General features: G+C 61.6%; 21 protein-coding genes. 14 read left to right on the top strand and 7 right to left on the bottom strand.

Annotation, left to right across the window (positions count from 1 at the left end):
• The first annotated feature begins 81 nt into the window (after positions 1-81).
• Both LCH64_RS19790 and LCH64_RS19785 read left to right on the top strand, forming a co-directional pair.
• Complete coding sequence (locus tag LCH64_RS19790) at positions 82-780, top strand: DNA-3-methyladenine glycosylase (protein ID WP_201136487.1); 699 nt, start codon at positions 82-84, stop codon at positions 778-780.
• A 191-nt stretch (positions 781-971) separates the two neighbouring features.
• A complete protein-coding gene (locus LCH64_RS19785; protein ID WP_226501059.1) occupies positions 972-2,288 on the top strand; it encodes a bifunctional DedA family/phosphatase PAP2 family protein in 1,317 nt (438 codons plus the stop codon).
• Between the two features lie 3 nt (positions 2,289-2,291).
• Here the strand turns inward: LCH64_RS19785 and LCH64_RS19780 are convergent, their stop codons facing one another.
• From LCH64_RS19780 to LCH64_RS19770, 3 genes are read right to left on the bottom strand one after another with little or no spacing between them, the layout of a single operon-like run.
• Positions 2,292-2,882, bottom strand: coding sequence for an LON peptidase substrate-binding domain-containing protein (locus tag LCH64_RS19780; RefSeq protein WP_003228568.1), 591 nt, complete (start codon positions 2,880-2,882; stop codon positions 2,292-2,294).
• A 10-nt stretch (positions 2,883-2,892) separates the two neighbouring features.
• Positions 2,893-3,609: an LrgB family protein gene (locus LCH64_RS19775; protein ID WP_003228570.1), complete on the bottom strand. Its 717-nt coding sequence runs from the start codon at positions 3,607-3,609 to the stop codon at positions 2,893-2,895.
• Positions 3,609-3,971 (bottom strand): CidA/LrgA family protein, encoded by a 363-nt coding sequence (locus LCH64_RS19770; RefSeq protein ID WP_103486260.1) that lies wholly within the window; start codon positions 3,969-3,971, stop codon positions 3,609-3,611. Before LCH64_RS19770 ends, LCH64_RS19775 begins: the two co-directional genes overlap by 1 nt.
• A 181-nt stretch (positions 3,972-4,152) precedes the next feature.
• Between LCH64_RS19770 and LCH64_RS19765 the strand changes: the two genes are divergently transcribed.
• The 3 genes from LCH64_RS19765 (at position 4,153) to LCH64_RS19755 (ending at position 7,107) form a co-directional block, all read left to right on the top strand.
• Complete coding sequence (locus LCH64_RS19765) at positions 4,153-4,608, top strand: MaoC family dehydratase (RefSeq protein WP_003228575.1); 456 nt, start codon at positions 4,153-4,155, stop codon at positions 4,606-4,608.
• Positions 4,609-4,710: 102 nt separating this feature from the next.
• Positions 4,711-6,438 (top strand): C13 family peptidase, encoded by a 1,728-nt coding sequence (locus LCH64_RS19760; RefSeq protein WP_003228577.1) that lies wholly within the window; start codon positions 4,711-4,713, stop codon positions 6,436-6,438.
• Between the two features lie 27 nt (positions 6,439-6,465).
• Positions 6,466-7,107 (top strand): oxidoreductase, encoded by a 642-nt coding sequence (locus LCH64_RS19755; RefSeq protein ID WP_003228578.1) that lies wholly within the window; start codon positions 6,466-6,468, stop codon positions 7,105-7,107.
• Between the two features lie 163 nt (positions 7,108-7,270).
• Here the strand turns inward: LCH64_RS19755 and LCH64_RS19750 are convergent, their stop codons facing one another.
• The 4 genes from LCH64_RS19750 to LCH64_RS19735 all read right to left on the bottom strand — a co-directional run bounded on the left by LCH64_RS19750 (position 7,271) and on the right by LCH64_RS19735 (position 11,606).
• Positions 7,271-7,555 carry a YceK/YidQ family lipoprotein gene (locus LCH64_RS19750; protein WP_226501058.1) on the bottom strand — a complete coding sequence of 95 codons (285 nt, stop codon included), beginning with the start codon at positions 7,553-7,555 and terminating at the stop codon, positions 7,271-7,273.
• Positions 7,548-8,195: a flavin prenyltransferase UbiX gene (ubiX, locus tag LCH64_RS19745; RefSeq protein WP_003228582.1), complete on the bottom strand. Its 648-nt coding sequence runs from the start codon at positions 8,193-8,195 to the stop codon at positions 7,548-7,550. Before ubiX ends, LCH64_RS19750 begins: the two co-directional genes overlap by 8 nt.
• Positions 8,192-9,541, bottom strand: coding sequence for a UDP-N-acetylmuramate:L-alanyl-gamma-D-glutamyl-meso-diaminopimelate ligase (mpl, locus tag LCH64_RS19740; RefSeq protein WP_226501057.1), 1,350 nt, complete (start codon positions 9,539-9,541; stop codon positions 8,192-8,194). The genes ubiX and mpl overlap by 4 nt, the downstream gene beginning before the upstream one ends.
• A 157-nt stretch (positions 9,542-9,698) precedes the next feature.
• Positions 9,699-11,606, bottom strand: a complete 1,908-nt coding sequence (locus LCH64_RS19735; protein ID WP_226501056.1) for a sigma-54-dependent Fis family transcriptional regulator — start codon at positions 11,604-11,606, stop codon at positions 9,699-9,701.
• A 442-nt stretch (positions 11,607-12,048) separates the two neighbouring features.
• On the opposite strand from LCH64_RS19735, the gene LCH64_RS19730 reads away from it, so the two are divergent.
• From LCH64_RS19730 to LCH64_RS19690, 9 genes are all read left to right on the top strand, one after another.
• A complete protein-coding gene (locus tag LCH64_RS19730) occupies positions 12,049-13,569 on the top strand; it encodes an aldehyde dehydrogenase family protein (protein ID WP_003228584.1) in 1,521 nt (506 codons plus the stop codon).
• Positions 13,570-13,856: 287 nt separating this feature from the next.
• Entirely contained in the window at positions 13,857-15,227 is a 1,371-nt protein-coding gene (gene eat / locus LCH64_RS19725) for an ethanolamine permease (RefSeq protein WP_226501055.1), read from the top strand.
• Between the two features lie 192 nt (positions 15,228-15,419).
• Complete coding sequence (locus LCH64_RS19720) at positions 15,420-16,814, top strand: ethanolamine ammonia-lyase subunit EutB (protein WP_226501054.1); 1,395 nt, start codon at positions 15,420-15,422, stop codon at positions 16,812-16,814.
• A gap of 5 nt (positions 16,815-16,819) precedes the next feature.
• Positions 16,820-17,644, top strand: a complete 825-nt coding sequence (eutC, locus tag LCH64_RS19715; RefSeq protein ID WP_226501053.1) for an ethanolamine ammonia-lyase subunit EutC — start codon at positions 16,820-16,822, stop codon at positions 17,642-17,644.
• Between the two features lie 114 nt (positions 17,645-17,758).
• Entirely contained in the window at positions 17,759-18,220 is a 462-nt protein-coding gene (locus LCH64_RS19710) for a GNAT family N-acetyltransferase (protein WP_003228592.1), read from the top strand.
• Between the two features lie 346 nt (positions 18,221-18,566).
• Positions 18,567-19,217 (top strand): DedA family protein, encoded by a 651-nt coding sequence (locus LCH64_RS19705; protein WP_226501052.1) that lies wholly within the window; start codon positions 18,567-18,569, stop codon positions 19,215-19,217.
• A gap of 4 nt (positions 19,218-19,221) precedes the next feature.
• A complete protein-coding gene (locus LCH64_RS19700; RefSeq protein WP_226501051.1) occupies positions 19,222-20,034 on the top strand; it encodes a zinc-dependent peptidase in 813 nt (270 codons plus the stop codon).
• 112 nt (positions 20,035-20,146) lie between these two features.
• The gene (gene ppa, locus LCH64_RS19695) at positions 20,147-20,674 is read left to right on the top strand and encodes an inorganic diphosphatase (RefSeq protein WP_003228599.1); all 528 of its coding nucleotides are present in this window, start codon (positions 20,147-20,149) and stop codon (positions 20,672-20,674) included.
• 223 nt (positions 20,675-20,897) lie between these two features.
• Positions 20,898-21,644, top strand: a complete 747-nt coding sequence (locus tag LCH64_RS19690) for a helix-turn-helix transcriptional regulator (RefSeq protein ID WP_226501050.1) — start codon at positions 20,898-20,900, stop codon at positions 21,642-21,644.
• The last annotated feature ends 68 nt before the right edge of the window (positions 21,645-21,712 follow it).

Here is a 21,712-nt window from a genome sequence, read left to right as displayed (position 1 = left end):
CAATTTGCCGACGTTCAGCCGTAATTAAGCCTCGGATTGCTATCATCACGACCTCTTCCGCCTGGATAAACCTCGTTTGCCATGTCCAACCTGACCGTTCGCGCCACCGCCGAGCGCCTGCCACTGGGCCTTCCGGACGCTTTTTTCGACCGTGACGCTCAAGTGCTGGCCCGCGATCTGCTCGGCAAAGTCATCCGCCACCGGGTCGGCGATCTGTGGCTCAGCGCCCGGATCATCGAAACCGAAGCCTATTACTGCGCGGAAAAAGGCAGTCATGCGTCGCTCGGTTATACGGAAAAGCGTAAGGCTTTGTTTCTGGACGGTGGGCACATCTATATGTACTACGCCCGGGGCGGCGATTCGCTGAACTTCAGCGCCAAGGGGCCAGGCAACGCGGTGCTGATCAAGTCCGCCTACCCTTGGGTCGATGAAATCAGCGGGCAGGCGAGTCTGGCGCAGATGCTGCTGAACAACCCTGACACTCAGGGTCGGCCGCGCCCTTCACAAAAGCTTTGCGCCGGACAGACGCTGCTGTGCAAAGCGCTGGGCCTGAAAGTACCGATGTGGGACGCCAAGCGTTTCGATCATGAACGGATACTGGTGGAAGACACCGGGCCTGCGCCGACCCAGATTATCCAGACCACCCGCCTGGGCATCCCCCATGGCCGCGACGAACACCTGATGTACCGCTTCGTCGACGCCACGTACGCCCAGTGGTGCACACGGAACCCGCTGCGCCGGGGCCAGGTCGAAGGTCGCGATTATTTTTTGCTGTCCTGAAGTGACGGATTTGAAATAGATGAAATCCCCCTGTGGGAGCGGGCTTGCTCGCGAAGGGGCCGTGTCAGGAGCGGATAAGTTGAATGACACAGCGCATTCGCGAGCAAGCCCGCTCCCACAGGGGAACTGAGTGCTGTTGAAAGTAGCCTGCACCCTTTGGGGCCAATTGAAGATTTGATGGAGTTGCTTGTATGGGCCCATGGCTCGATAGCGTGACCGGGTGGCTCGCCGCCAATCCGCAGTGGCTGGCCGCTGCGGTGTTTATCGTCGCATTCGTGGAGTGTCTGGCGATTGCCGGAATTATCGTGCCCGGCACTGTGCTGTTGTTTGCCGTGGCCGTACTGGCCGGCAGCGGCGCACTGTCGCTGAGTGAAACCTTGCTGCTGGGCTTTCTCGGCGGGATTCTGGGCGATGCGGTGTCGTATTACCTGGGCCGTCATTTCCACCAGAACATCCGCCGTTTGCCCGGCCTGCGCCATCACCCGGAATGGATGGCCGGGGCCGAAACCTACTTCCAGCGTTACGGCATTGCCAGCCTGCTGGTCGGCCGTTTCATTGGCCCGCTGCGGCCAATGCTGCCGATGGTCGCCGGCATGTGCGACATGCCCTTCCCACGCTTCGCCGCCGTCAGCCTGCTGGCCGCTGCCGGCTGGAGCGTCGCCTACCTGCTGCCGGGTTGGGCCACCGGCGCGGCAATCCGCCTGCCATTACCGGAAGGTTTCTGGCTGCAAGCCGGGATCGTCGCCGGCAGTATCGCGGTGATGGTCGGCCTGAGCGTCAATAGCAGCCTGCGTCAGCATCGCCGCGCCACGCTGTGGGTCAGCAGCATGAGTCTGTTGATTCTGCTCGGCCTGTTCGTCGGCTATCCGTATCTGAGTGCGCTCGATCAGGGTGTGATGACGCTGGTGCAGGAGCACCGTCAACCCGTGCTGGATGAAATTGCGGTCACCTTCACGCTGATCGGTGAGTTCCGCAACATGTTCGTGTTCAGTGCATTGCTGACCGGCCTGCTGTTGCTGTGCAAGCAATGGCGACAGGCTATTTTCGTCGGCGGCACACTGCTGTTCACGGCGCTGGCAAACACCGCGACCAAACAATTCTTCGCTCGTGTTCGACCGGAAGTTCTGACCGAACCGCTGACCAGTTTCAGCATGCCCAGCGGCCATGCGTCAGGGTCGTTTGCGTTGTTCCTGACCCTCGCCGTCCTGGCCGGACGCGGACAACCGCCGCGCATGCGCCTGACGTGGCTGCTGCTCGGCTGTATTCCGGCCATGGCGATTGCGCTGTCACGGGTGTATCTGGGCGCGCACTGGCCGACCGATATTCTGGCTGGGGCGATGCTGGCAGCGTGCGTCTGCGCTGCGGCCTTGTGGCTGAGCCAGCGCAACACGCCGCTCGAACCCATGCCGCAGAAAGTCTGGTGGCTGGTGCTGCCGGCACTGGTCGCGCTGTTCGGCTTCTTCGTTCTGCGGCATTTGCCGCATACGATGCTGCGCTACGCCTACTGACGCTCAGGCGAACAACTCGCCCTGCAGTTCATCAAGCAGCGCCTGGATCGCATCCAGCCGCTGCTGCGGATCGTCGAGTTGCAGCAGGTCGATCTTGTCCTCTTCGGCGAACGGCAGCAGATACGCCAGTTGATTGGCCAGTGACTGCTGGCCCAACGCCTCAGTGCCCATGTTCAAAGCCTCGACCATCGGGTGTTCGGCCAAGGCCTTGAGCAGCGCCACCAGATCGGCGTCTTCGTCCTGCAGCGGTTGCTCCGGCTCATCGTCCAGCCACTCGACGTCGGCGAGTATCAACTGATCACGCTGCACTTCAGTGTGCAGCACCTGAAAACGCCGCCCACCCTGCACGCGAATCCCCAGCAGACCATTGTCCTGTTGCTGGAAATCGGTGATCCGCGCCTCGCAGCCGACCAGGGCAAAGCCTTCTGGCGCAACACCGACCTCGTGGCCGTCAAGGATGCACACCACGCCGAAACCGCCGCCCTGTTTCATACAGCGGCCGATCATGTCCAGGTAGCGCGCCTCGAAGATCTGCAAGTCGAGGTTGCAGCCGGGAAACAGCACTGTGTTGAGCGGAAAAAGCGGCAGACTCATAGACATTTCCTTAGACCACCATCGACACCGCCAACGGCAGGAACACCGCCGTGGCCACGCCCATCAGACTCATCGCCAGCGCCGCGAAGGCGCCGCACTCATCACTTTCCTGCAACGCCACCGAGGTGCCGACCGCGTGTGCAGTCATGCCCAGCGCCATGCCGCGCGCCTCGGGGCTGTGGACACCGAGCCGGGTCAGCATGGCCGGGCCGAAGATCGCCCCGATCACCCCGGTGATCAGCACGAACACCGCAGCCAGCGCCGCGACGCCACCGATCTGCTCGGCCACCAGCATCGCAATCGGTGAGGTCACCGACTTCGGCGCCATGGTCATCAGGATCATATGATCGGCACCGAACCACCATCCCAGCAAAACCCCCATGCCGGTGGCAACCACCCCGCCTATCACCAGCGTAGTAAAAATCGGCCAGAACAATTGGCGGATGCGTTTGAGGTTCAGATACAGCGGCACCGCCAGTGCCACCGTGGCCGGGCCCAGCAGAATGCTGAGGATCTCGGTGCTTTTGCGGTACTCGGCGTAAGTCAGGCCACAGCCGACCAGCACGCCGATCACCAACAGCATGGAGACCAGCACCGGTTGCAGAAAGATCCAGCGGGTTTTCTCGAACGCCGCCAGCACCAGTTGATAGGCACCGAGGGTGATGCCGATGCCGAACAGCGGATGATGGATGACCGAAGCCCAGGCCCCTTGCCAATCGAAGAGCATCACGACTCCTCCGAGTGTGGCGCATGGCGCTTGACCAGCCGTTGCATCAGCACCCCGGCGAACGCCATCGACAGAATCAGCGACAGCACCAGCGCACCGACAATCGCCCAGAAGTCGGCGGCAATCGCCGAGGCATACACCATCACGCCCACCGCCGGTGGCACCAGCAGCAACGGCAGATAGCGCAGCAGGCTGCCGGCAGCAAGGTTCAGCGGTTCAGCGACTTCGCCGCGAATGATCAGGAACACCAGCAACAGCAGCAGGCCGATGATCGGCCCCGGCAGCACCGGCAGCAGCAAGTGGTTGAGCGCGGTGCCGAGCAATTGGAACAGCACCAGCATGGTCAGGCCACGTAACAACATCCGACATCCCCTGTGAAAAAGCGCCCCGCATTATAAGCACGCCGGCGCTATGCATCGGCATTCGCCAAAAGCATGGTCGGTTGACCGGAGCAAATCGCCATGTTGATCTACAGTGGTTCGCAGGGCGGTCAAATCCCCCACCTGAAAAACTATAAAACCGATGAACCCAAGGAGAGTCTCAATGCCCTATGTTCCAGTTGCAGAGCTCAAAGATTATGTCGGCAAGGAACTCGGACGTTCCGAATGGCTCACCATCGATCAGGAGCGCATCAACCTGTTCGCCGAAGCCACCGGGGATTATCAGTTCATCCATGTCGATCCGGTCAAAGCCGCGCAAACGCCTTTCGGCAGCACCATTGCTCACGGTTTCCTGTCGCTGTCGCTGATCCCGAAACTGATGGAAGACATCCTCGTGCTGCCGCAAGGCCTGAAGATGGTGGTCAATTACGGCCTGGACAGCGTACGTTTCATCCAGCCGGTGAAGGTCAATTCGAAAGTTCGCCTGAAAGTCGATCTGGCCGAAGTGACCGAGAAAAAACCCGGTCAATGGCTGCTCAAGGCCACCGCGACACTGGAGATAGAAGGCTCGGACAAACCGGCCTACATCGCCGAACCGCTGTCGCTCTGCTTCGTCTAAGTGCCCCGGATGCGAAGCGGCTCACGCTGTTTCGCGTTCCCTCTCTATATATGCGACACATAGCTGCGGCATACTCGGTCGCCTAATTGCCCGGATCCCGCTATGCGCCCACTCGCTTCTCTTGCACCCATTGCCCTGACCCTGATGCTCACCGCTTGCGGCGACGGCGAATCGCTGTTGCCCCCGGATGCACGGCTGCCGGATGGCGGACGCTATCGCGGCGAACTGGTCAACGGTTTACTGCAAGGTCAGGGTCGCGTCGACTACCCCAACGGCAGCTGGTACGCCGGCCAGTTCGACAAGGGTCAGTGGCATGGTCAGGGCGAGTGGCACGGCAGCAATGGCGAGGTCTATCGCGGCCAGTTCCAGCAGGGGCTGTTCGACGGTCAGGGCAGCCTGACCACCAACGCCAGCAGTTACACCGGCGGTTTCAAGCAGGGCCGCCGCGATGGCGAAGGCACGCTGAAAGAAAACGCCATGACCTACCGTGGCGAGTTCAAGGCTGACCAGTATTCCGGCCTCGGCCGTCTGGAAATGGACGACGGCAGCTCCTATCAGGGCCAGTTCGCCCATGGCAAACCCAACGGCGAAGGCCAGCGCGGCGACTCTAGCGGCAATACCTTCAGCGGCCATTTCGTCAACGGCCAGCTCGAAGGCAATGGCACCTTCAACAGTGCCGATGGCGACATCTATGTCGGCGGCTTCAAGAACAGCCAGCTGCACGGCAAGGGCCGCTATGAAAACGCCGACGGCGACGTATGGCTCGGCCAGTTCAAGGAAGGCGCACTGACCGGCAAGGGTGAACTGATCGGTGCCGACGGCAGCCATTACGTCGGCTACTTCAACGACTGGCGCTTCAGCGGACAGGGCCGTTTGAACCTGGCCGACGGCAGTTTCTACATCGGCGAATTCGACAGCGACAGCTACGCGGGACGCGGCACTCTGGTGCTGACCGACGGCACCGTCCTCAGCGGCACCTGGATCAATGGTCAGCGCGTACGTGACGCCGACGGCAAGCTGCTGCCCGACACCCTCGAACTCGGCCTGCTGGCCCAGGGTCGTCTGCTGGACGAGGCGCTGGCCGCCGTGCCCGCCTCAACGCCTGCGGTGGAGTTGTACACCCTGACCCTCGGTGGCGACGGCAAGCAAAGCGTGTTCCTGCGCGAGTCAGATTATGTCGCCAACATGCTCTCCACGCGGTTTGGCGCCTATGGACAAATCCGCCTGGTGAACCATCGCGATCATCTCACCGACCGACCGATGGCCACGCGCGAAAACCTGCGCCGCGCCGCGCAGACCCTGGCCGAGCGCAGCGGCCCGGAAGACCTGGTGTTCATCTACCTGACCAGCCACGGCACCGCCGAACACGAACTGGTGCTCGACCAGCCGCGCATGGAGCTGGCCGACCTGCCCGCCGACGAACTTGCCACGGTGCTGGCCCCGCTGAAAAATCGCGACAAGGTGATCGTGATTTCCTCGTGCTATTCCGGCGGTTTCATCCCCGCGCTGAAAGATGAGCGCACCCTGATCATGACCGCCTCGCGCGCCGACCGCGTGTCGTTCGGTTGCTCGGAAGAAGCCAACTTCACCTACTTCGGCGACGCCTTGTTCGCTCAGGCCCTGAACCAGACGGACGATCTGGAGCAGGCGTTCAAACTGGCCAAGGCCACCGTCGCCGAGCGCGAACTGGCGGACAACTTCGAAGCCTCGGAGCCGCAGATCTGGGCACCGAAAACCGTACTGGCGCACTGGCAACTGCTGCGTAAACAGCAAGCGAGAAAAGCGTTGCAGAGTGCTGCATTGAACGACGGCGCAACAAACAGCAACTAAGCTGAACAGTATCAAGGGAGAAACACTATGTACTTGACGCCTCAGCACGTTTTGCTTGCCGGAGCCACCGGACTGACCGGTGAGCATCTGCTCGACCGTTTGCTCAACGAGCCGACGATCACCCGCGTGCTCGCGCCGTCCCGCCGGCCGCTGGCGGAACATCCGCACCTGGAAAACCCGGTGGGCGACCCCCAGACCTTTCTGCCGCAACTGAGCGGACGCGTCGATATCGCCTATTGCTGCCTCGGCACCACGATCAAACAGGCCGGTTCCGAAGCCGCGTTCCGCGCGGTGGATCTGGACATGGTCGTGGCCTTCGCCAAACGCGCACGGGAGATGGGTGCGCGGCACTTGATCGTGATCAGTGCGCTGGGCGCCGATCCGAAATCGTCGATTTTCTACAACCGGGTCAAAGGCGAGATGGAGCAGGCATTGCGCGCTCAGGACTGGCCGCAACTGACCATCTGCCGGCCATCGCTATTGCTGGGAGATCGCAGCGAACCGCGCCTGGGCGAACAGCTTGCGGCGCCGTTTTCCAAGCTGATTCCCGGCAAGTACCGCGGCATCGAAGCTTGCCAACTGGCCCGGGCGATGTGGCGTCTGGCGCTGGAAGAACAGGACGGGGTGCGGATAGTCGAGTCGGATGAGTTGCGCAAGCTCGGCAAATAACAGCGGGACTTTGTGGCGAGGGAGCTTGCTCCCGCTCGACTGCGTAGCAGTCGCCAACCCTGAAAGATGCGGTGTATCTGAAGGATTTAGTCGCGGGGTTTTGGGGCCGCTTCGCAGCCCAGCGGGAGCAAGCTCCCTCGCCACAGGAGTGCGCAGCGCTCCCCTACAACCCGCCAGTCGCCTGAAATCCCACGCCAATCACGGTCAGCAAAGACAACGGCAACAACAGCGTATCGAGCAACGCACTGGCCGGCAGATCCACCCCCGGATAGCTCGGCGCCTCAGCCCCGAACCGGTCCATCGCACAACACCCGCCATTCATCGCATACAAATCCAGGCGCGTCCCGGAATACACCACCGGCGCCCCCGGCTTGGCGGCATCCAGCGTGCGCGCGGTGGCGCAGCCGGCCAGTTGCAGGGCCAGCATCATTGCCAGCAGCTTATTCATCGCTGCTCAGATGATGTTCGCCCCAGCGCGGCAGCATGTCCTGTGGAATACCCAGCAGATTGAGAATCCGCGCAACGACGAAATCGATCAGGTCGTCGATGGTCTGCGGCTGGTGATAGAAACCCGGCGAGGCCGGCAGGATGGTCACGCCCATGTTCGACAGCTTGAGCATGTGCTCCAGATGAATGCTCGAATACGGCGCTTCGCGTGGCACCAGAATCAACTGGCGACGTTCCTTCAAGGTGACGTCCGCCGCGCGCTCGATCAGGTTGTTGCACGCGCCCGTCGCAATCGCCGACAAGGTACCCGTGGAACACGGCACCACGACCATCGCCGCCGGCGCGCCGGAGCCCGAGGCTACCGGCGACATCCAGTCTTCCTTGCCGTACACGCGGATCTGCCCGGCGGCCGCCCCGGTGTATTCGGTGAGGAACGCCTGCATCATCTGCGGCTTGGGCGGCAGCGTGACATCGGTTTCGGTGGCCATCACCAGTTGTGCGGCCTTGGAGATCAGGAAGTGCACTTCGCGATCTTCACGCACCAGACAATCGAGCAGGCGCAAACCGTACTGCGCGCCGGACGCGCCGGTCATCGCCAGCGTGATGCGTTCTGGGCCGCCGTTCTGGGAAAAAGTGTTCATTGCAGCGCCTCGGCGAGTTTGCCGTGCAGGCCGCCGAAGCCGCCGTTGCTCATGATCACCACGTGAGTGCCAGGCTGAGCCTGACTCTTAACGCGCTCGATGATGCCTTCCAGCGAGTCGCTGACAATCGACGGCACGCTGCACAGTGCGGCGGTGGCTGCCAGATCCCAACCGAGATTGGCCGGGGCGTACCAGATCACCTGATCGGCATCGACCACGCTGTCCGGCAGACCGTCACGGTGCGCGCCAAGCTTCATCGAGTTGGAGCGCGGCTCGATGATCGCGATCAGCGGGGCGTCGCCGATGCGCTTGCGCAAGCCATCGAGGGTGGTGGCAATGGCGGTCGGGTGGTGGGCGAAGTCGTCGTAGATGGTGATGCCGCGCACTTCGGCGACTTTCTCCATCCGGCGTTTGACGTTCTTGAATGCGCTCAACCCGGCGATGCCCATCGACGGCACCACACCGACATGCCGCGCCGCTGCCAGCGCAGCCAAGGCGTTGGCGACGTTGTGCTGACCGGTCAGCTCCCATTCGACAGTGCCCTGGGACACGCCCTCGAACATCACTTCGAACGCCGAACCATCGTCCTTGAGCAACCTGACCTGCCACTGACCGCCGACGCCGGTGGTTTGCACCGGGGTCCAGCAGCCCATTTCGATCACACGCTGCAGGGCAGGCTCGGTGGTCGGGTGGATCACCAGACCTTCGCTCGGGATAGTGCGGACCAGGTGGTGGAACTGCCGCTCGATCGCCGGCAGATCGGGGAAGATGTCGGCGTGATCGAACTCAAGGTTATTGAGGATCGCGGTGCGCGGACGGTAGTGGACGAACTTCGAACGCTTGTCGAAGAACGCGCTGTCGTACTCATCGGCCTCGATCACGAAGAACGGCGTACCGCCCAACCGCGCCGACACCGAGAAGTTCTGCGGCACCCCGCCGATCAGGAACCCCGGGCTCATGCCGGCGTGTTCCAGCACCCAGGCGAGCATGCTGCTGGTGGTGGTCTTGCCGTGCGTACCGGCAACTGCCAGCACCCAGCGCCCTTGCAGCACGTGATCGGCCAGCCATTGCGGGCCGGAAACGTACGGCAGACCTTTGTTCAGCACATATTCCACCGCCGGGTTGCCGCGGGACATGGCATTGCCGATCACCACCAGATCCGGCGCCGGATCGAGCTGGGCCGGATCGTAGCCTTGGGTCAGCTGAATGCCCTGGGCCTCAAGCTGCGTGCTCATCGGCGGATAGACGTTGGCGTCGGAGCCGGTCACGTGATGGCCCAGCTCTTTGGCCAGAACCGCCATCGAGCCCATGAAAGTCCCGCAGATACCCAGAATATGAATGTGCATAGTCGACCTCGTAAAACATGGCCGCAGGTTAGCGCAGGGAGGGGGAAATCGCACCTTGTGTTTCGCCTGCACCGACGCCTTCGCGAACAAGCCCGCTCCCACAAGGATGGCGCTAATCCTGTGGGAGCGGGCTTGCTCGCGAATGGCGCGACGCGGTTTAACGGGAGATCGCGTGCTTACGCAGCTTTCTATAGAGGGTGTTGCGGCTGACCCCAAGCTGCTGCGCGGTCTGGGTCATATGCCAACGTGTCTGTTCCAGCGCATTGAGTAGCGCCACACGTTCAGCGTCTTCCAGCGGATGCTCGGACTCAACCGACTTCAGCTCCAGCGTCGGCCGCGCCTGCCGAATCATCACCGGCAAATCCTCCAGCCCGATCCGCCCCTCATCGCACAACGCCGCCAATGTGCGCAGCACATTGCGCAACTGCCGCACGTTGCCCGGCCAGTTGAAGGTCAGTAACGCCTGACGCGCCGGTTCGTCGATCACAATCACTTCGCCATCCGCCTCCTCGGCCAGCAGGAAATCCAGCAACTGCGACTTGTCGCTGCGCTCACGCAACGCCGGCAACGCGACCTCCAGGCCATTGAGCCGGTAATACAGATCTTCGCGGAAACTGCCGTCCGCCACCCGCTCCAGCAAATTACGGTGAGTGGCGCTGATGATCCGCACGTTGACCGCTTCCGGCTCGCCGCCGATCGGCACCACCTGCCGGTCTTCCAGTACCCGCAACAAACGGGTTTGCAGCGCCAGCGGCATGTCACCGATTTCATCCAAAAACAGAGTACCGCCATCGGCCTGCTGCAGCTTGCCGCGCATGCCGTCCTTGCGCGCACCGGTGAAACTTCCGCCGCGATAACCGAACAGTTCGCTCTCGATCAGGCTTTCGGGGATCGCCGCGCAGTTGAGGGCGACGAAGGCTTTGTTGCCGCGCTGGCTGGCGTGATGCACAGCCTTGGCAAAGGCTTCCTTGCCCGAGCCGGTTTCGCCATTGATCAGCAGCGGCACGTCGCGTTCGAATACTCGCAACGCCTTGCGGAAATCCGCTTGCAGCGTTGCGTCACCGAGGCAAATGCCCGCCAGTGGCTGAGCCTTGGCCACCACTGGGGCCGGGGTGATCGGCAGCGGCTTGCGTGATTCGCCGCGCAACAAGGCAAACAGATGCCGCCCGTCGCGGGTGCGCAGTGGCCAACTGGCGCTGGCATTGGCGCTGGCACGACCGAGCAGCTCATCCAGCGAACAATCGAAAAACGCTTCCACCGGTTTGCCGAGCAAACCACCGCGAATATGCCCCAGCAGGTTCAGCGCACTCTGGTTGACCGCGCTGATCCGCCCTTCCCCGTCAAACGCCAGCAGCCCTTCACTGAACAGCCCGACCGATTCGGCCTGAAGATGGAAACGCAGCAGCCACTGATTATCGAAGCAACGCAGGAAATAGCAGCTCTCGATCATCTTCGCCGACAGATTGACCAGCGCCATGGTGTGGAACTGGCTCTGCCGCGAAACGTCATGGCGCGCCGAGGACACGTCGAGCACCGCCAGCAGTTCGCCGTGCGGGTCGAACACCGGGCTCGCCGAGCAGGTCAGGCCGGTGTGGCGGCCGCGAAAGTGTTCGTCCTGATGGATGGTCAGCGCCTGCCGTTCGACCAGGCAGGTGCCAATGCCGTTGGTGCCTTCGCAGGCCTCGCTCCAGTCGGCGCCGAGCCAGAGCCCGGCCCGTTCGAAAATCTTGCGCTCGGCAGGTGCGGTGACGCAGTTGAGGATCACCCCGCGCGCATCGGTCAGCAGCACCGCATGACCGGCGCCGGACAACTGCTGATGCAGGCTGCTCATTTCATTGCCGGCGATCTGCAGCACCTGTTGCAGGCGTTCACGACTTTCGAGCACGCGTCCGTGCTCAAGCACGGTGGGCGCCATGGTCAGGGCCGGATCGAGGTGATAGTCCTCAAGACAGCGCAGCCACGAACGGGCAATCGAAGGGTCGGCACCGGGCCCGTGCAGGTGCGGCTTGCCCTGAGTGACGGTGAGCACCTGTTGGGCATGGCGACTCAAATGGTTGTCGTGCATTTCTTATTATTCTCCCCGAAAGGTCGACCCTTCCAGACTACCAACACTGACCTGTGGCGAGGGAGCTTGCTCCCGCTCGAGTGCGAAGCGCTCGCCAAAGTATATGAGCGGTAAACATTTCAGGACTGCTGCGCAGCCCGGCGGGAGCAAGCTCCCTCGCCACAAAAATCAACCGCCGGGCGATTGGCAGTCAGCATCCTCCAGCCATCGGCGCATTGCAATGCTGGCAAGACCACCCGGTCACAGGCTGTGCCAAAAGCGGTACAAACTGTCACCCGATCTGTACCGAAACCATCACAGGCGCCGTCCGCCCGTCCGACACAAACCACGCAAGGCCTTGATTTGCCTGCCCTGCACGGCAGTGGCCCGACCTTTGCTCTACGCTTATAGCAAGCGCACTTGCGCGTTTCTCTAATAAGTACAAAGCCAAGGAGAACAAATCATGCGTTACGCTCACCCCGGTACTGAAGGCGCCAAAGTCTCGTTCAAGAGCAAGTACGGTAACTACATCGGCGGCGAGTTCGTCGCGCCTGTCAAAGGTCAGTACTTCACCAACACCTCGCCAGTGAATGGCCAACCGATTGCCGAATTTCCGCGCTCCACTGCCGAAGACATCGACAAGGCACTGGACGCCGCCCACGCCGCTGCCGATGCGTGGGGCGCGACCTCCGTGCAGGCGCGCTCGCTGATCCTGCTGAAAATCGCCGACCGCATCGAACAGAACCTCGAACTGCTGGCGATCACCGAAACCTGGGACAACGGCAAAGCCATCCGCGAAACCCTCAACGCCGACATCCCGCTGGCGGCCGACCATTTCCGCTACTTCGCCGGTTGCCTGCGCGCGCAGGAAGGCAGCGCTGCCGAAATCGACGGCAACACCGTGGCCTATCACATCCATGAGCCGCTGGGCGTGGTCGGCCAGATCATCCCGTGGAACTTCCCGCTGCTGATGGCCGCGTGGAAACTCGCTCCGGCACTGGCCGCCGGTAACTGCGTGGTGCTCAAACCTGCCGAGCAGACTCCGCTGGGCATCTGCGTGCTGATGGAGCTGATCGGTGATCTGCTGCCACCGGGTGTGCTCAACGTGGTGCAAGGCTTCGGCAAAGAGGCCGGCGAAGCGCTGGCCACCAGTAAACGTATCGCCAAGATCGCCTTCACCGGCTCGACCCCGGTCGGCTCGCACATCATGAAGTGCGCGGCCGAGAACATCATTCCGTCCACCGTGGAACTGGGCGGCAAGTCGCCGAACATCTTCTTCGAAGACATCATGCAGGCCGAGCCGACTTTCATCGAGAAAGCCGCAGAAGGCCTGGTGCTGGCGTTCTTCAACCAGGGTGAAGTCTGCACCTGCCCGTCCCGCGCACTGGTGCAGGAGTCGATCTACGACGAATTCATGGCCGTCGTGATGAAGAAAGTCCTGCAGATCAAACGTGGCGACCCGCTGGACACCGACACCATGGTTGGCGCGCAGGCGTCCGAGCAGCAATTCGACAAGATTCTTTCGTACCTGGAAATCGCCAAGGGCGAAGGCGCCGAGTTGCTGACCGGCGGCAAGGTGGAAAAACTCGAGGGCAATCTGGCGACCGGCTATTACATCCAGCCAACCCTGCTCAAGGGCACCAACAAAATGCGCGTGTTCCAGGAAGAAATCTTCGGCCCGGTGGTGAGCATCACCACCTTCAAGGACGAAGCCGAAGCCCTGGCGATCGCCAACGACACCGAGTTCGGCCTCGGTGCCGGCCTGTGGACCCGCGACATCAACCGCGCCTACCGCATGGGCCGCGCGATCAAGGCCGGTCGTGTGTGGACCAACTGCTACCACCTGTACCCGGCGCACGCCGCGTTCGGCGGGTACAAGAAGTCCGGCGTCGGCCGTGAAACCCACAAGATGATGCTCGATCACTATCAGCAGACCAAAAACCTGCTGGTGAGCTACGACATCAATCCGTTGGGCTTCTTCTAAAACCCTGGGCAACACAGATGATTCTGTGTTGCCTGTTCAATCGCCTTCGCGAGCAAGCCCGCTCCCACAGGGGATGTTGGGTTCGGCACAAATCCCTTGTGGGAGCGGGCTTGCTCGCGAAGGCGCCCTCAATGACACAACAATAGGTCTGGCCGCTCTGGCACGGCCCTTGCGTACCCGTCATTCAGGATTTGCGCGAAAACTGCCGCTGCGTGAACAGCATCCATCCACCCAACCACTGCACCCGAAAGTCCAACAGATCGAACAATAAAAAACAGAGAGGACTTATGACTTCCACCACACAGCTCAAACCCACACTCGGCACCCTGCATCTGTGGGGCATTGCCGTCGGCCTGGTGATTTCCGGCGAATACTTCGGCTGGAGTTACGGCTGGGGCACGGCCGGCACCCTCGGATTTCTGGTCACGGCGCTGATGGTCGCGACCATGTATACCTGCTTCATCTTCAGCTTCACCGAACTGACCACCGCGATTCCCCACGCGGGCGGGCCGTTTGCCTACAGTCGCCGGGCGTTCGGCGAAAAAGGCGGGTTGATCGCCGGGATCGCCACGCTGATCGAATTCGTCTTTGCCCCACCGGCCATCGCCATGGCCATCGGCGCCTACCTCAACGTGCAATATCCGGGGCTCGATCCGAAAATCGCCGCGGTCGGCGCTTACTTCGTGTTCATGACCCTGAACATCCTCGGCGTCAGCATCGCCGCCACCTTCGAACTGGTGGTCACCGTACTGGCGGTCGCCGAACTGCTGGTGTTCATGGGCGTGGTCGCGCCGGGCTTCAGCTTCAGCAACTTCGTGCTCAACGGCTGGTCGGGGTCCAACGAGTTCACCCTGGGCTCGATCCCCGGAATCTTTGCCGCGATCCCGTTTGCCATCTGGTTCTTCCTCGCCATCGAAGGCGCCGCCATGGCCGCCGAAGAAGCCAAGGACCCGAAACGCACGATTCCCAAGGCCTACGTCAGCGGCATCCTGACCCTGGTGTTTCTCGCCATCGGTGTGATGGTGATGGCCGGCGGCGTCGGCGACTGGCGTCAACTGTCGAACATCAATGACCCGCTGCCACAGGCGATGAAAGCGGTGGTCGGCAACAACTCATCGTGGATGCACATGCTGGTGTGGATCGGCCTGTTCGGTCTGGTGGCGAGTTTCCACGGGATCATCCTCGGCTACTCGCGACAGTTCTTCGCCCTCGCCCGCGCCGGTTACCTGCCGAAAAGCCTGGCCAAGCTGTCACGCTTCCAGACCCCGCACCGGGCGATTCTGGCCGGTGGGGTGATCGGCATCGCGGCGATCTACAGCGACGGTCTGGTCAATCTGCAAGGCATGACCCTGACTGCAGCGATGATCACCATGTCGGTGTTCGGCGCGATCGTGATGTACATCATCAGCATGCTCAGCCTGTTCAAACTGCGCAAAACCGAACCGAACCTGGAACGCACTTTCCGCGCCCCGGGCTACCCGCTGGTGCCGGCGATTGCGCTGTTTCTGGCGGTGGTGTGCCTGGTGGCGATGGCGTGGTTCAACACGCTGATCGGTTGTGTGTTCCTGGGTTTCATGGCCGCTGGCTATCTGTACTTCCAGCTGACCGCCAGGCAACGCGCCGAAGCCCCGGCAGACGCTATGCTCGAAGGTATCTAGTTGCACCGGCACCGGGCTCATCGCCCGATGCCCGCTATATAGAAGTGCATGAAAATCCCCCTGTGGGAGCGGGCTTGCTCGCGAAGGCGTCGTGTCATCCAACATCGATGTCGTCTGACACGACGCCTTCGCGAGCAAGCCCGCTCCCACAGGGAGACCGAGTTACCCACAGAATCAGGAGGACACCGCCCCATGGCCGCATTTGCCCATTCCGTCGGCGCCCAGACCTACCGTTTCGACAGCCTCAAGGACGTCATGGCCAAGGCCAGCCCGGCGCGCTCCGGGGACTTTCTGGCTGGCGTCGCCGCGCTCAACGACGGCGAACGCGTGGCCGCACAAATGGCGCTGGCCGACATCCCGCTCACGCACTTCCTACAGGAAGCGCTGATTCCCTACGAAACCGATGAAGTCACCCGACTGATCATCGACACCCACGACAAACAAGCCTTTACCGTGGTCAGCCACCTCACCGTCGGCGGCTTCCGCGACTGGCTGCTCAGCGACGCCGCTGACAAAACCAGCCTGCGCGCCCTCGCCCCCGGTCTGACCCCGGAAATGGTCGCCGCCGTATCGAAGATCATGCGCGTGCAGGATCTGGTGCTGGTGGCGCAGAAGATCCGCGTGGTCACCAGGTTTCGCGGCACCCTCGGCCTGCGCGGGCGCCTGTCGACCCGTCTGCAACCGAACCATCCAACCGACGAACCGTCCGGCATCGCCGCGAGCATTCTCGACGGCCTGCTGTACGGCAACGGCGACGCGATGATCGGGATCAACCCGGCCACCGACAGCATCGCCTCGATCTGCGCGATGCTGGAAATGCTCGACGCGATCATCCAGCGCTACGACATCCCGACCCAAGCCTGCGTGCTGACCCACGTCACCACTTCGATCGAGGCGATCAACCGTGGTGTGCCGCTGGATCTGGTGTTTCAGTCGATCGCCGGCACTGAAGCGGCCAATGCCAGTTTCGGCATCAACCTCAATGTCTTGCAGGAAGGCTATGACGCCGGGCTGAGCCTGAAACGCGGCACTCTGGGGCAGAACCTGATGTATTTCGAGACCGGTCAGGGCAGCGCGTTGTCGGCCAACGCCCACCATGGTGTCGACCAACAAACCTGCGAAACCCGGGCCTACGCCGTGGCGCGGCATTTCAAGCCGTTTCTGGTGAATACCGTGGTCGGCTTCATCGGCCCGGAATACCTCTATAACGGCAAACAGATCATCCGCGCCGGCCTCGAAGATCATTTCTGCGGCAAGTTGCTCGGCGTGCCGATGGGCTGCGACATCTGCTACACCAACCATGCCGAAGCCGATCAGGACGACATGGACACCCTGCTGACCCTGCTCGGTGTGGCCGGGATCAACTTCATCATGGGCATTCCCGGCTCCGACGACATCATGCTCAACTACCAGACCACCTCGTTTCACGACGCGCTCTACGCGCGCCAGACCCTGGGCCTGAAACCGGCGCCGGAGTTCGAGCAATGGCTGGCGAACATGGGCATCTTCACCCAGGCGGACGGCAAGGTTCGCTTTGGCAACAACCTGCCGCCGGCTTTCCGCCAGGCGCTGGCGCAACTGGGATGAGTGTTATGGAAAAACCGCCTGTCGACCCGCAAAACCCATGGCTGGAGCTGCGCCGCCTGACCCCGGCGCGCATCGCCCTCGGCCGCACCGGCACCAGCCTGCCGACCAGCTCCCAGCTGGATTTCCAGTTCGCCCACGCTCAGGCAAGGGATGCGGTGCATCTGCCGTTCGATCATGCCGGACTCAGTGCGCAACTGCGCGAACGCGGGCGCGAGAGCCTGTTGCTGCACAGCGCGGCAACGGATCGCAACAGCTATCTGCAACGGCCGGATCTGGGGCGCAAGCTCAGCGACGCATCGGCACAGACCCTGCGTGATTACGCTGCGGCGCACCCTGGCGGCGTCGATCTGGCGATTGTCGTGGCGGACGGTTTGTCGGCACTGGCAGTGCATCGGCATACCCTGCCGTTTCTCGGCCGTCTGGAGGAACAAATGGCCGGCGACGGCTGGTCGGTTGCCCCGGTGGTGCTGGTGGAACAGGGCCGCGTTGCCGTCGGTGACGAAATCGGCCAGTTGCTCGGCGCGAAAATGCTCGTAATGCTGATCGGAGAGCGCCCGGGCCTCAGCTCGCCCGACAGCCTGGGGTTATATTTCACCTACAATCCAAAGATCGGGCTGACCGATGCCTACCGCAATTGCATCTCCAACGTGCGGCTTGAAGGTTTGAGTTACGGGATGGCGGCACATCGCTTGCTGTATCTGATGCGCGAAGCCTGTCGGCGGCAGCTGTCGGGGGTCAATCTGAAGGACGAAGCACAGGTTCAGACGCTGGAGTCGGACGCAGGTGCGGACATTAAGGGAAACTTCCTACTCGATCCGCCCACAACCTGAACCGTTTCCGCATTGCGTTTCTGCGCTGCTTTAAGGCAGGATCGATGCACGGCCGCAGGGTTTCCCATCGCCGTCAGAGCAGTTGAAGACAGCCACTTGAAGACGAGACCTATCATGCGGATTATTCAAGCGACCCTCGAACACCTGGATTTGCTGACCCCGTTGTTCGTCAAATATCGCGAGTTCTACGGTTCCCTGCCTTACCCGGATTCCTCCCGCGCGTTTCTCGAAAAACGCCTGCGCCGCAAGGAATCGGTGATTTATCTGGCCCTGGCCGATGATGACGACAAGAAACTGATGGGTTTCTGTCAGCTGTATCCAAGCTTTTCCTCGCTGTCGCTCAAGCGCGTGTGGATCCTCAACGACATCTATGTCGCCGAAGACGCCCGCCGCCAACTGGTGGCCGACAACCTGATCCGCACCGCGAAGAAAATGGCCAAGGAAACCCAGGCCGTGCGCATGCGCGTTTCCACCAGCAGCAATAACGAAGTGGCGCAGAAGACCTACGAGTCGATCGGCTTCAAGGAAGACACCGAGTTCAAGAACTACGTGCTGCCGATCAGCGACGAGCTCTAGCACTCATCAAGGGCCTGTTGTGGCGAGGGAGCTTGCTCCCGCCGGGCTGCGAAGCGGCCCCACCTCAGTCATCTCAACAGGTCAGGCAAATCAAGGCTTGGGAGTGCTCCGCCCTCCAGCGGGAGCAAGCTCCCTCGCCACATCAACCTTGCCGCCACCATCAATGCCTGCCTGACATTTGTTCACACCCCGACATCCCTCGCTACAAAACCAACGCGCTTTTCACCTCTCAGCCCGTATAATCCCGAGCTTTCCGGCTTGTAAGAAAAACTACACCCCGCTGTAGGCTTACACCCGAATCATCCGCACAGGCTTGCCGAGTCAGGCCATCACCACAGGTGCCCCCATGGATTTCAACCCGCTCGACCTTATCCTGCATCTCGACGTGTATCTCGATTTGCTGGTAACCAACTACGGGCCGTGGATCTACGCGATTCTGTTCGCTGTCATCTTCTGTGAAACCGGTCTGGTGGTGATGCCATTCCTGCCGGGCGATTCGCTGTTGTTCATCGCCGGTGCCGTTGCTGCGGGCGGTGGCATGGATCCGGTGCTGTTGGGCGGTCTGCTGATGCTCGCGGCGATCCTTGGCGACAGCACCAACTATGTGATTGGACGAACCGCGGGTGAAAAACTCTTCAGCAACCCGAACTCGAAAATCTTCCGTCGCGACTACCTGCAGAAAACCCACGATTTCTACGACAAGCACGGTGGTAAAACCGTGACTCTGGCGCGTTTCCTGCCAATCATCCGCACGTTTGCCCCGTTCGTCGCCGGCGTCGGGAAAATGCCGTACCCGCGCTTCTTCGCTTTCAGCGTGTTCGGCACCATCCTCTGGGTCGGCGGCCTGGTGACCCTGGGTTACTTCTTCGGCAACGTGCCGTTCATCAAGAAGAACCTGTCGCTGCTGGTGGTCGGCATCATCCTGCTGTCGCTGGTGCCGATGATCATCGGTGTGGTGCGCAGCCGTTTCGGCGGCGCCAAAGCCGAAACCCGCTGATCCGATGTGGTCACTGAGCGCCTGGCGTCGCCGGCGCATTCTGGCCAGGCACCCGATTGCCGACGAGATGTGGCAACGGGTGCGCCATCACCTGAGCTTTCTCGACGGCATCAGCGCCGCCGAAGACCAGTGGCTGCGTGAAGCCAGCGTCCTGTTCCTCGAAGAAAAACACCTGACCGCCCTGCCCGGTGTCGAACTGCATCAGGAACAACGCCTGCTGCTCGCCGCCCAGGCCCAGTTGCCGTTGCTCAATCTGGGCGATTTGAACTGGTATCAGGGTTTCCACGAAATCGTCCTCTACCCCGATGACTTCCTCAGCCCGCAACGGCATCGCGATGCCAGCGGGGTCGAGCACGAGTGGGACGGCGAGCACAGCGGCGAAGCCTGGCAACAGGGGCCGATCATCCTCGCCTGGCCGGGCGTGATGGCCAGTGGGGGCTGGGAAGGCTACAACCTGGTGATCCACGAACTGGCGCACAAACTCGACATGCTCAATGGCGACGCCAACGGCCTGCCACCGCTGCACGCCGACATGCGCGTCAGCGACTGGGCCGAGGTCATGCAACACGCTTACGATGACCTCAACCGCCAGCTCGACCGCAACCCCGATGCCGAAACCGCCATCGACCCCTACGCCGCCGAGAACCCGGCGGAGTTCTTCGCGGTCACCAGCGAATACTTCTTCAGCGCCCCGGATCTGCTGTACGCGGCTTATCCACAGGTCTACTTGCAGCTGCAGCTTTTCTACCGGCAGGATCCGTTGGGCAGGCTGCGGCAACTTCAGGCCACAGACCCGGTCTATCAGGCGCACGAGTAAGCGCTGCACGACTTCTGGTACGTGGCGTCGGCTTAGGAATATGCCTATAATCGCCGCCACTTTTTGGTCAATCCGGCCAAGTGTTTTTGGTCAACTACGGGGGCAACGCCCAATGAGCTACAGCAAGATTCCGGCTGGCAAAGACCTGCCGAACGACATCTACGTCGCGATCGAGATCCCGGCCAACCACGCGCCGATCAAATACGAAATCGACAAAGACAGCGATTGCCTGTTCGTTGACCGTTTCATGGCCACCCCAATGTTCTACCCGGCCAACTACGGTTACATCCCGAACACCCTGGCTGACGACGGTGATCCCCTCGACGTGCTGGTTGTGACCCCTTACCCGGTTGCTCCAGGCTCGGTGATCCGCGCGCGTCCAGTCGGCATCCTGAACATGACCGACGACGGCGGCGGCGATGCCAAAGTCATCGCAGTCCCACACGACAAGCTGTCCCAGCTGTACGTCGACGTGAAGGAATACACCGACCTGCCACCGCTGCTGATCCAGCAGATCGAGCACTTCTTTGCAAACTACAAAGATCTCGAAAAAGGCAAATGGGTCAAGATCGAAGGCTGGGACGGCGCTGACGCCGCTCGCGCTGCGATCACCAAGTCGGTTGCTGCCTACAAGGGCTAAGCGCCTGCTTGCTGCATGACGCTTGAAGAAAACCCCGGTTGATCCGGGGTTTTTTGTGCCTGGGAAAAGTCGTCTTAAACAGCGTGTTTACGACGGACTACAGAAAAGTTTTAAGGCGTGTAATTTCCCACAAGCACGTCTTACATCCAGTCGCAAAATACAGCCGCTTTTTGAACACCCAGTTTATTCAAACCGCTCTAGCACGGCCGTAGACTCCGTGTTTATGAGAAAGAACACTAGCGGTCCAAGATTCAAGGCACTCCTGGAAGCAGCGAACATCACCACCACGGGATTCGCAAAGTTCTGGGGCACGGAAGCCCAAAATATTCATAACTGGTACACCCGGGGCGTCCCGGCGTATCGCATGGAGGAAGTCTCACGCCTGCTCTCGGTCAACAGCGAGTGGCTGAAAACCGGCGAAGGCACCAAGGAATCACCCCGCCTGCACACCCCTGCCAGCAACGGCGACATCTTTGACGCGCAGTCCGTCAACGGCGTCTATTCGATCATCGACCCCAACGACATCGAACTGCCGTTTTTCAAGGAAACACCGCTCAGCGCCGGCGCCGACAAAACCCACGTCATTCTCGACCCCGAACATACCGTCCGCCTGCCCCGCGCCCACCTCGCCCAACTGGAAATCCGCCCCGGCGACGCCATCTGCGCACACATGATCGGCAACAGCATGGCCGAGCGCATCGAAGACGGCTCGATCATCGGCATCGACCGCGGCCTGACCCAGGTGGTCGACGGCGAAATCTACGCCATCGAACACGACGGCATGCTGCGCATCAAATACCTGCACCGCATGCCCGGCAACGCCCTGCGCCTGCGCAGCCACAACAGCGCCGAATACCCGGACGAAATCTTTCGCGCGGCGCAGATCGATGAGCAACGGATACACATTCTGGGCTGGGTATTCTGGTGGTCGACTCTGGGCAAACGCCGGCCGGTGGTGCCGTTTCTCTGATCGGATACGGATCTTCAACCCTGCACCAAACCCTGTGGGAGCGAGCCTGCTCGCGAAGAGGCCCCGAA

Origin of the sequence: Pseudomonas sp. MWU16-30322, from assembly GCF_020515535.1 — a bacterium.
Taxonomy (GTDB): Bacteria; Pseudomonadota; Gammaproteobacteria; order Pseudomonadales; family Pseudomonadaceae; genus Aquipseudomonas; species Aquipseudomonas fluorescens_H.
Note: the sequence above shows the minus strand (reverse complement) of the source record. Positions and strands in the feature narration are given on the sequence as shown.

Coding starts and splice junctions, on each gene's coding strand:
- mpl (WP_226501057.1), bottom strand. CDS start 9,541: ATGCACATTCATATTCTGGGTATCTGCGGGACTTTCATGGGCTCGATG.
- ppa (WP_003228599.1), top strand. CDS start 20,147: ATGAGCTACAGCAAGATTCCGGCTGGCAAAGACCTGCCGAACGACATC.
- LCH64_RS19700 (WP_226501051.1), top strand. CDS start 19,222: ATGTGGTCACTGAGCGCCTGGCGTCGCCGGCGCATTCTGGCCAGGCAC.
- LCH64_RS19720 (WP_226501054.1), top strand. CDS start 15,420: ATGGCCGCATTTGCCCATTCCGTCGGCGCCCAGACCTACCGTTTCGAC.
- LCH64_RS19710 (WP_003228592.1), top strand. CDS start 17,759: ATGCGGATTATTCAAGCGACCCTCGAACACCTGGATTTGCTGACCCCG.
- LCH64_RS19690 (WP_226501050.1), top strand. CDS start 20,898: ATGAGAAAGAACACTAGCGGTCCAAGATTCAAGGCACTCCTGGAAGCA.
- ubiX (WP_003228582.1), bottom strand. CDS start 8,195: ATGAACACTTTTTCCCAGAACGGCGGCCCAGAACGCATCACGCTGGCG.
- LCH64_RS19755 (WP_003228578.1), top strand. CDS start 6,466: ATGTACTTGACGCCTCAGCACGTTTTGCTTGCCGGAGCCACCGGACTG.
- eutC (WP_226501053.1), top strand. CDS start 16,820: ATGGAAAAACCGCCTGTCGACCCGCAAAACCCATGGCTGGAGCTGCGC.
- LCH64_RS19750 (WP_226501058.1), bottom strand. CDS start 7,555: ATGAATAAGCTGCTGGCAATGATGCTGGCCCTGCAACTGGCCGGCTGC.
- LCH64_RS19730 (WP_003228584.1), top strand. CDS start 12,049: ATGCGTTACGCTCACCCCGGTACTGAAGGCGCCAAAGTCTCGTTCAAG.
- LCH64_RS19770 (WP_103486260.1), bottom strand. CDS start 3,971: ATGTTGTTACGTGGCCTGACCATGCTGGTGCTGTTCCAATTGCTCGGC.
- LCH64_RS19780 (WP_003228568.1), bottom strand. CDS start 2,882: ATGAGTCTGCCGCTTTTTCCGCTCAACACAGTGCTGTTTCCCGGCTGC.
- LCH64_RS19790 (WP_201136487.1), top strand. CDS start 82: ATGTCCAACCTGACCGTTCGCGCCACCGCCGAGCGCCTGCCACTGGGC.
- LCH64_RS19705 (WP_226501052.1), top strand. CDS start 18,567: ATGGATTTCAACCCGCTCGACCTTATCCTGCATCTCGACGTGTATCTC.
- LCH64_RS19735 (WP_226501056.1), bottom strand. CDS start 11,606: ATGCACGACAACCATTTGAGTCGCCATGCCCAACAGGTGCTCACCGTC.
- LCH64_RS19785 (WP_226501059.1), top strand. CDS start 972: ATGGGCCCATGGCTCGATAGCGTGACCGGGTGGCTCGCCGCCAATCCG.
- LCH64_RS19765 (WP_003228575.1), top strand. CDS start 4,153: ATGCCCTATGTTCCAGTTGCAGAGCTCAAAGATTATGTCGGCAAGGAA.
- LCH64_RS19760 (WP_003228577.1), top strand. CDS start 4,711: ATGCGCCCACTCGCTTCTCTTGCACCCATTGCCCTGACCCTGATGCTC.
- eat (WP_226501055.1), top strand. CDS start 13,857: ATGACTTCCACCACACAGCTCAAACCCACACTCGGCACCCTGCATCTG.
- LCH64_RS19775 (WP_003228570.1), bottom strand. CDS start 3,609: ATGCTCTTCGATTGGCAAGGGGCCTGGGCTTCGGTCATCCATCATCCG.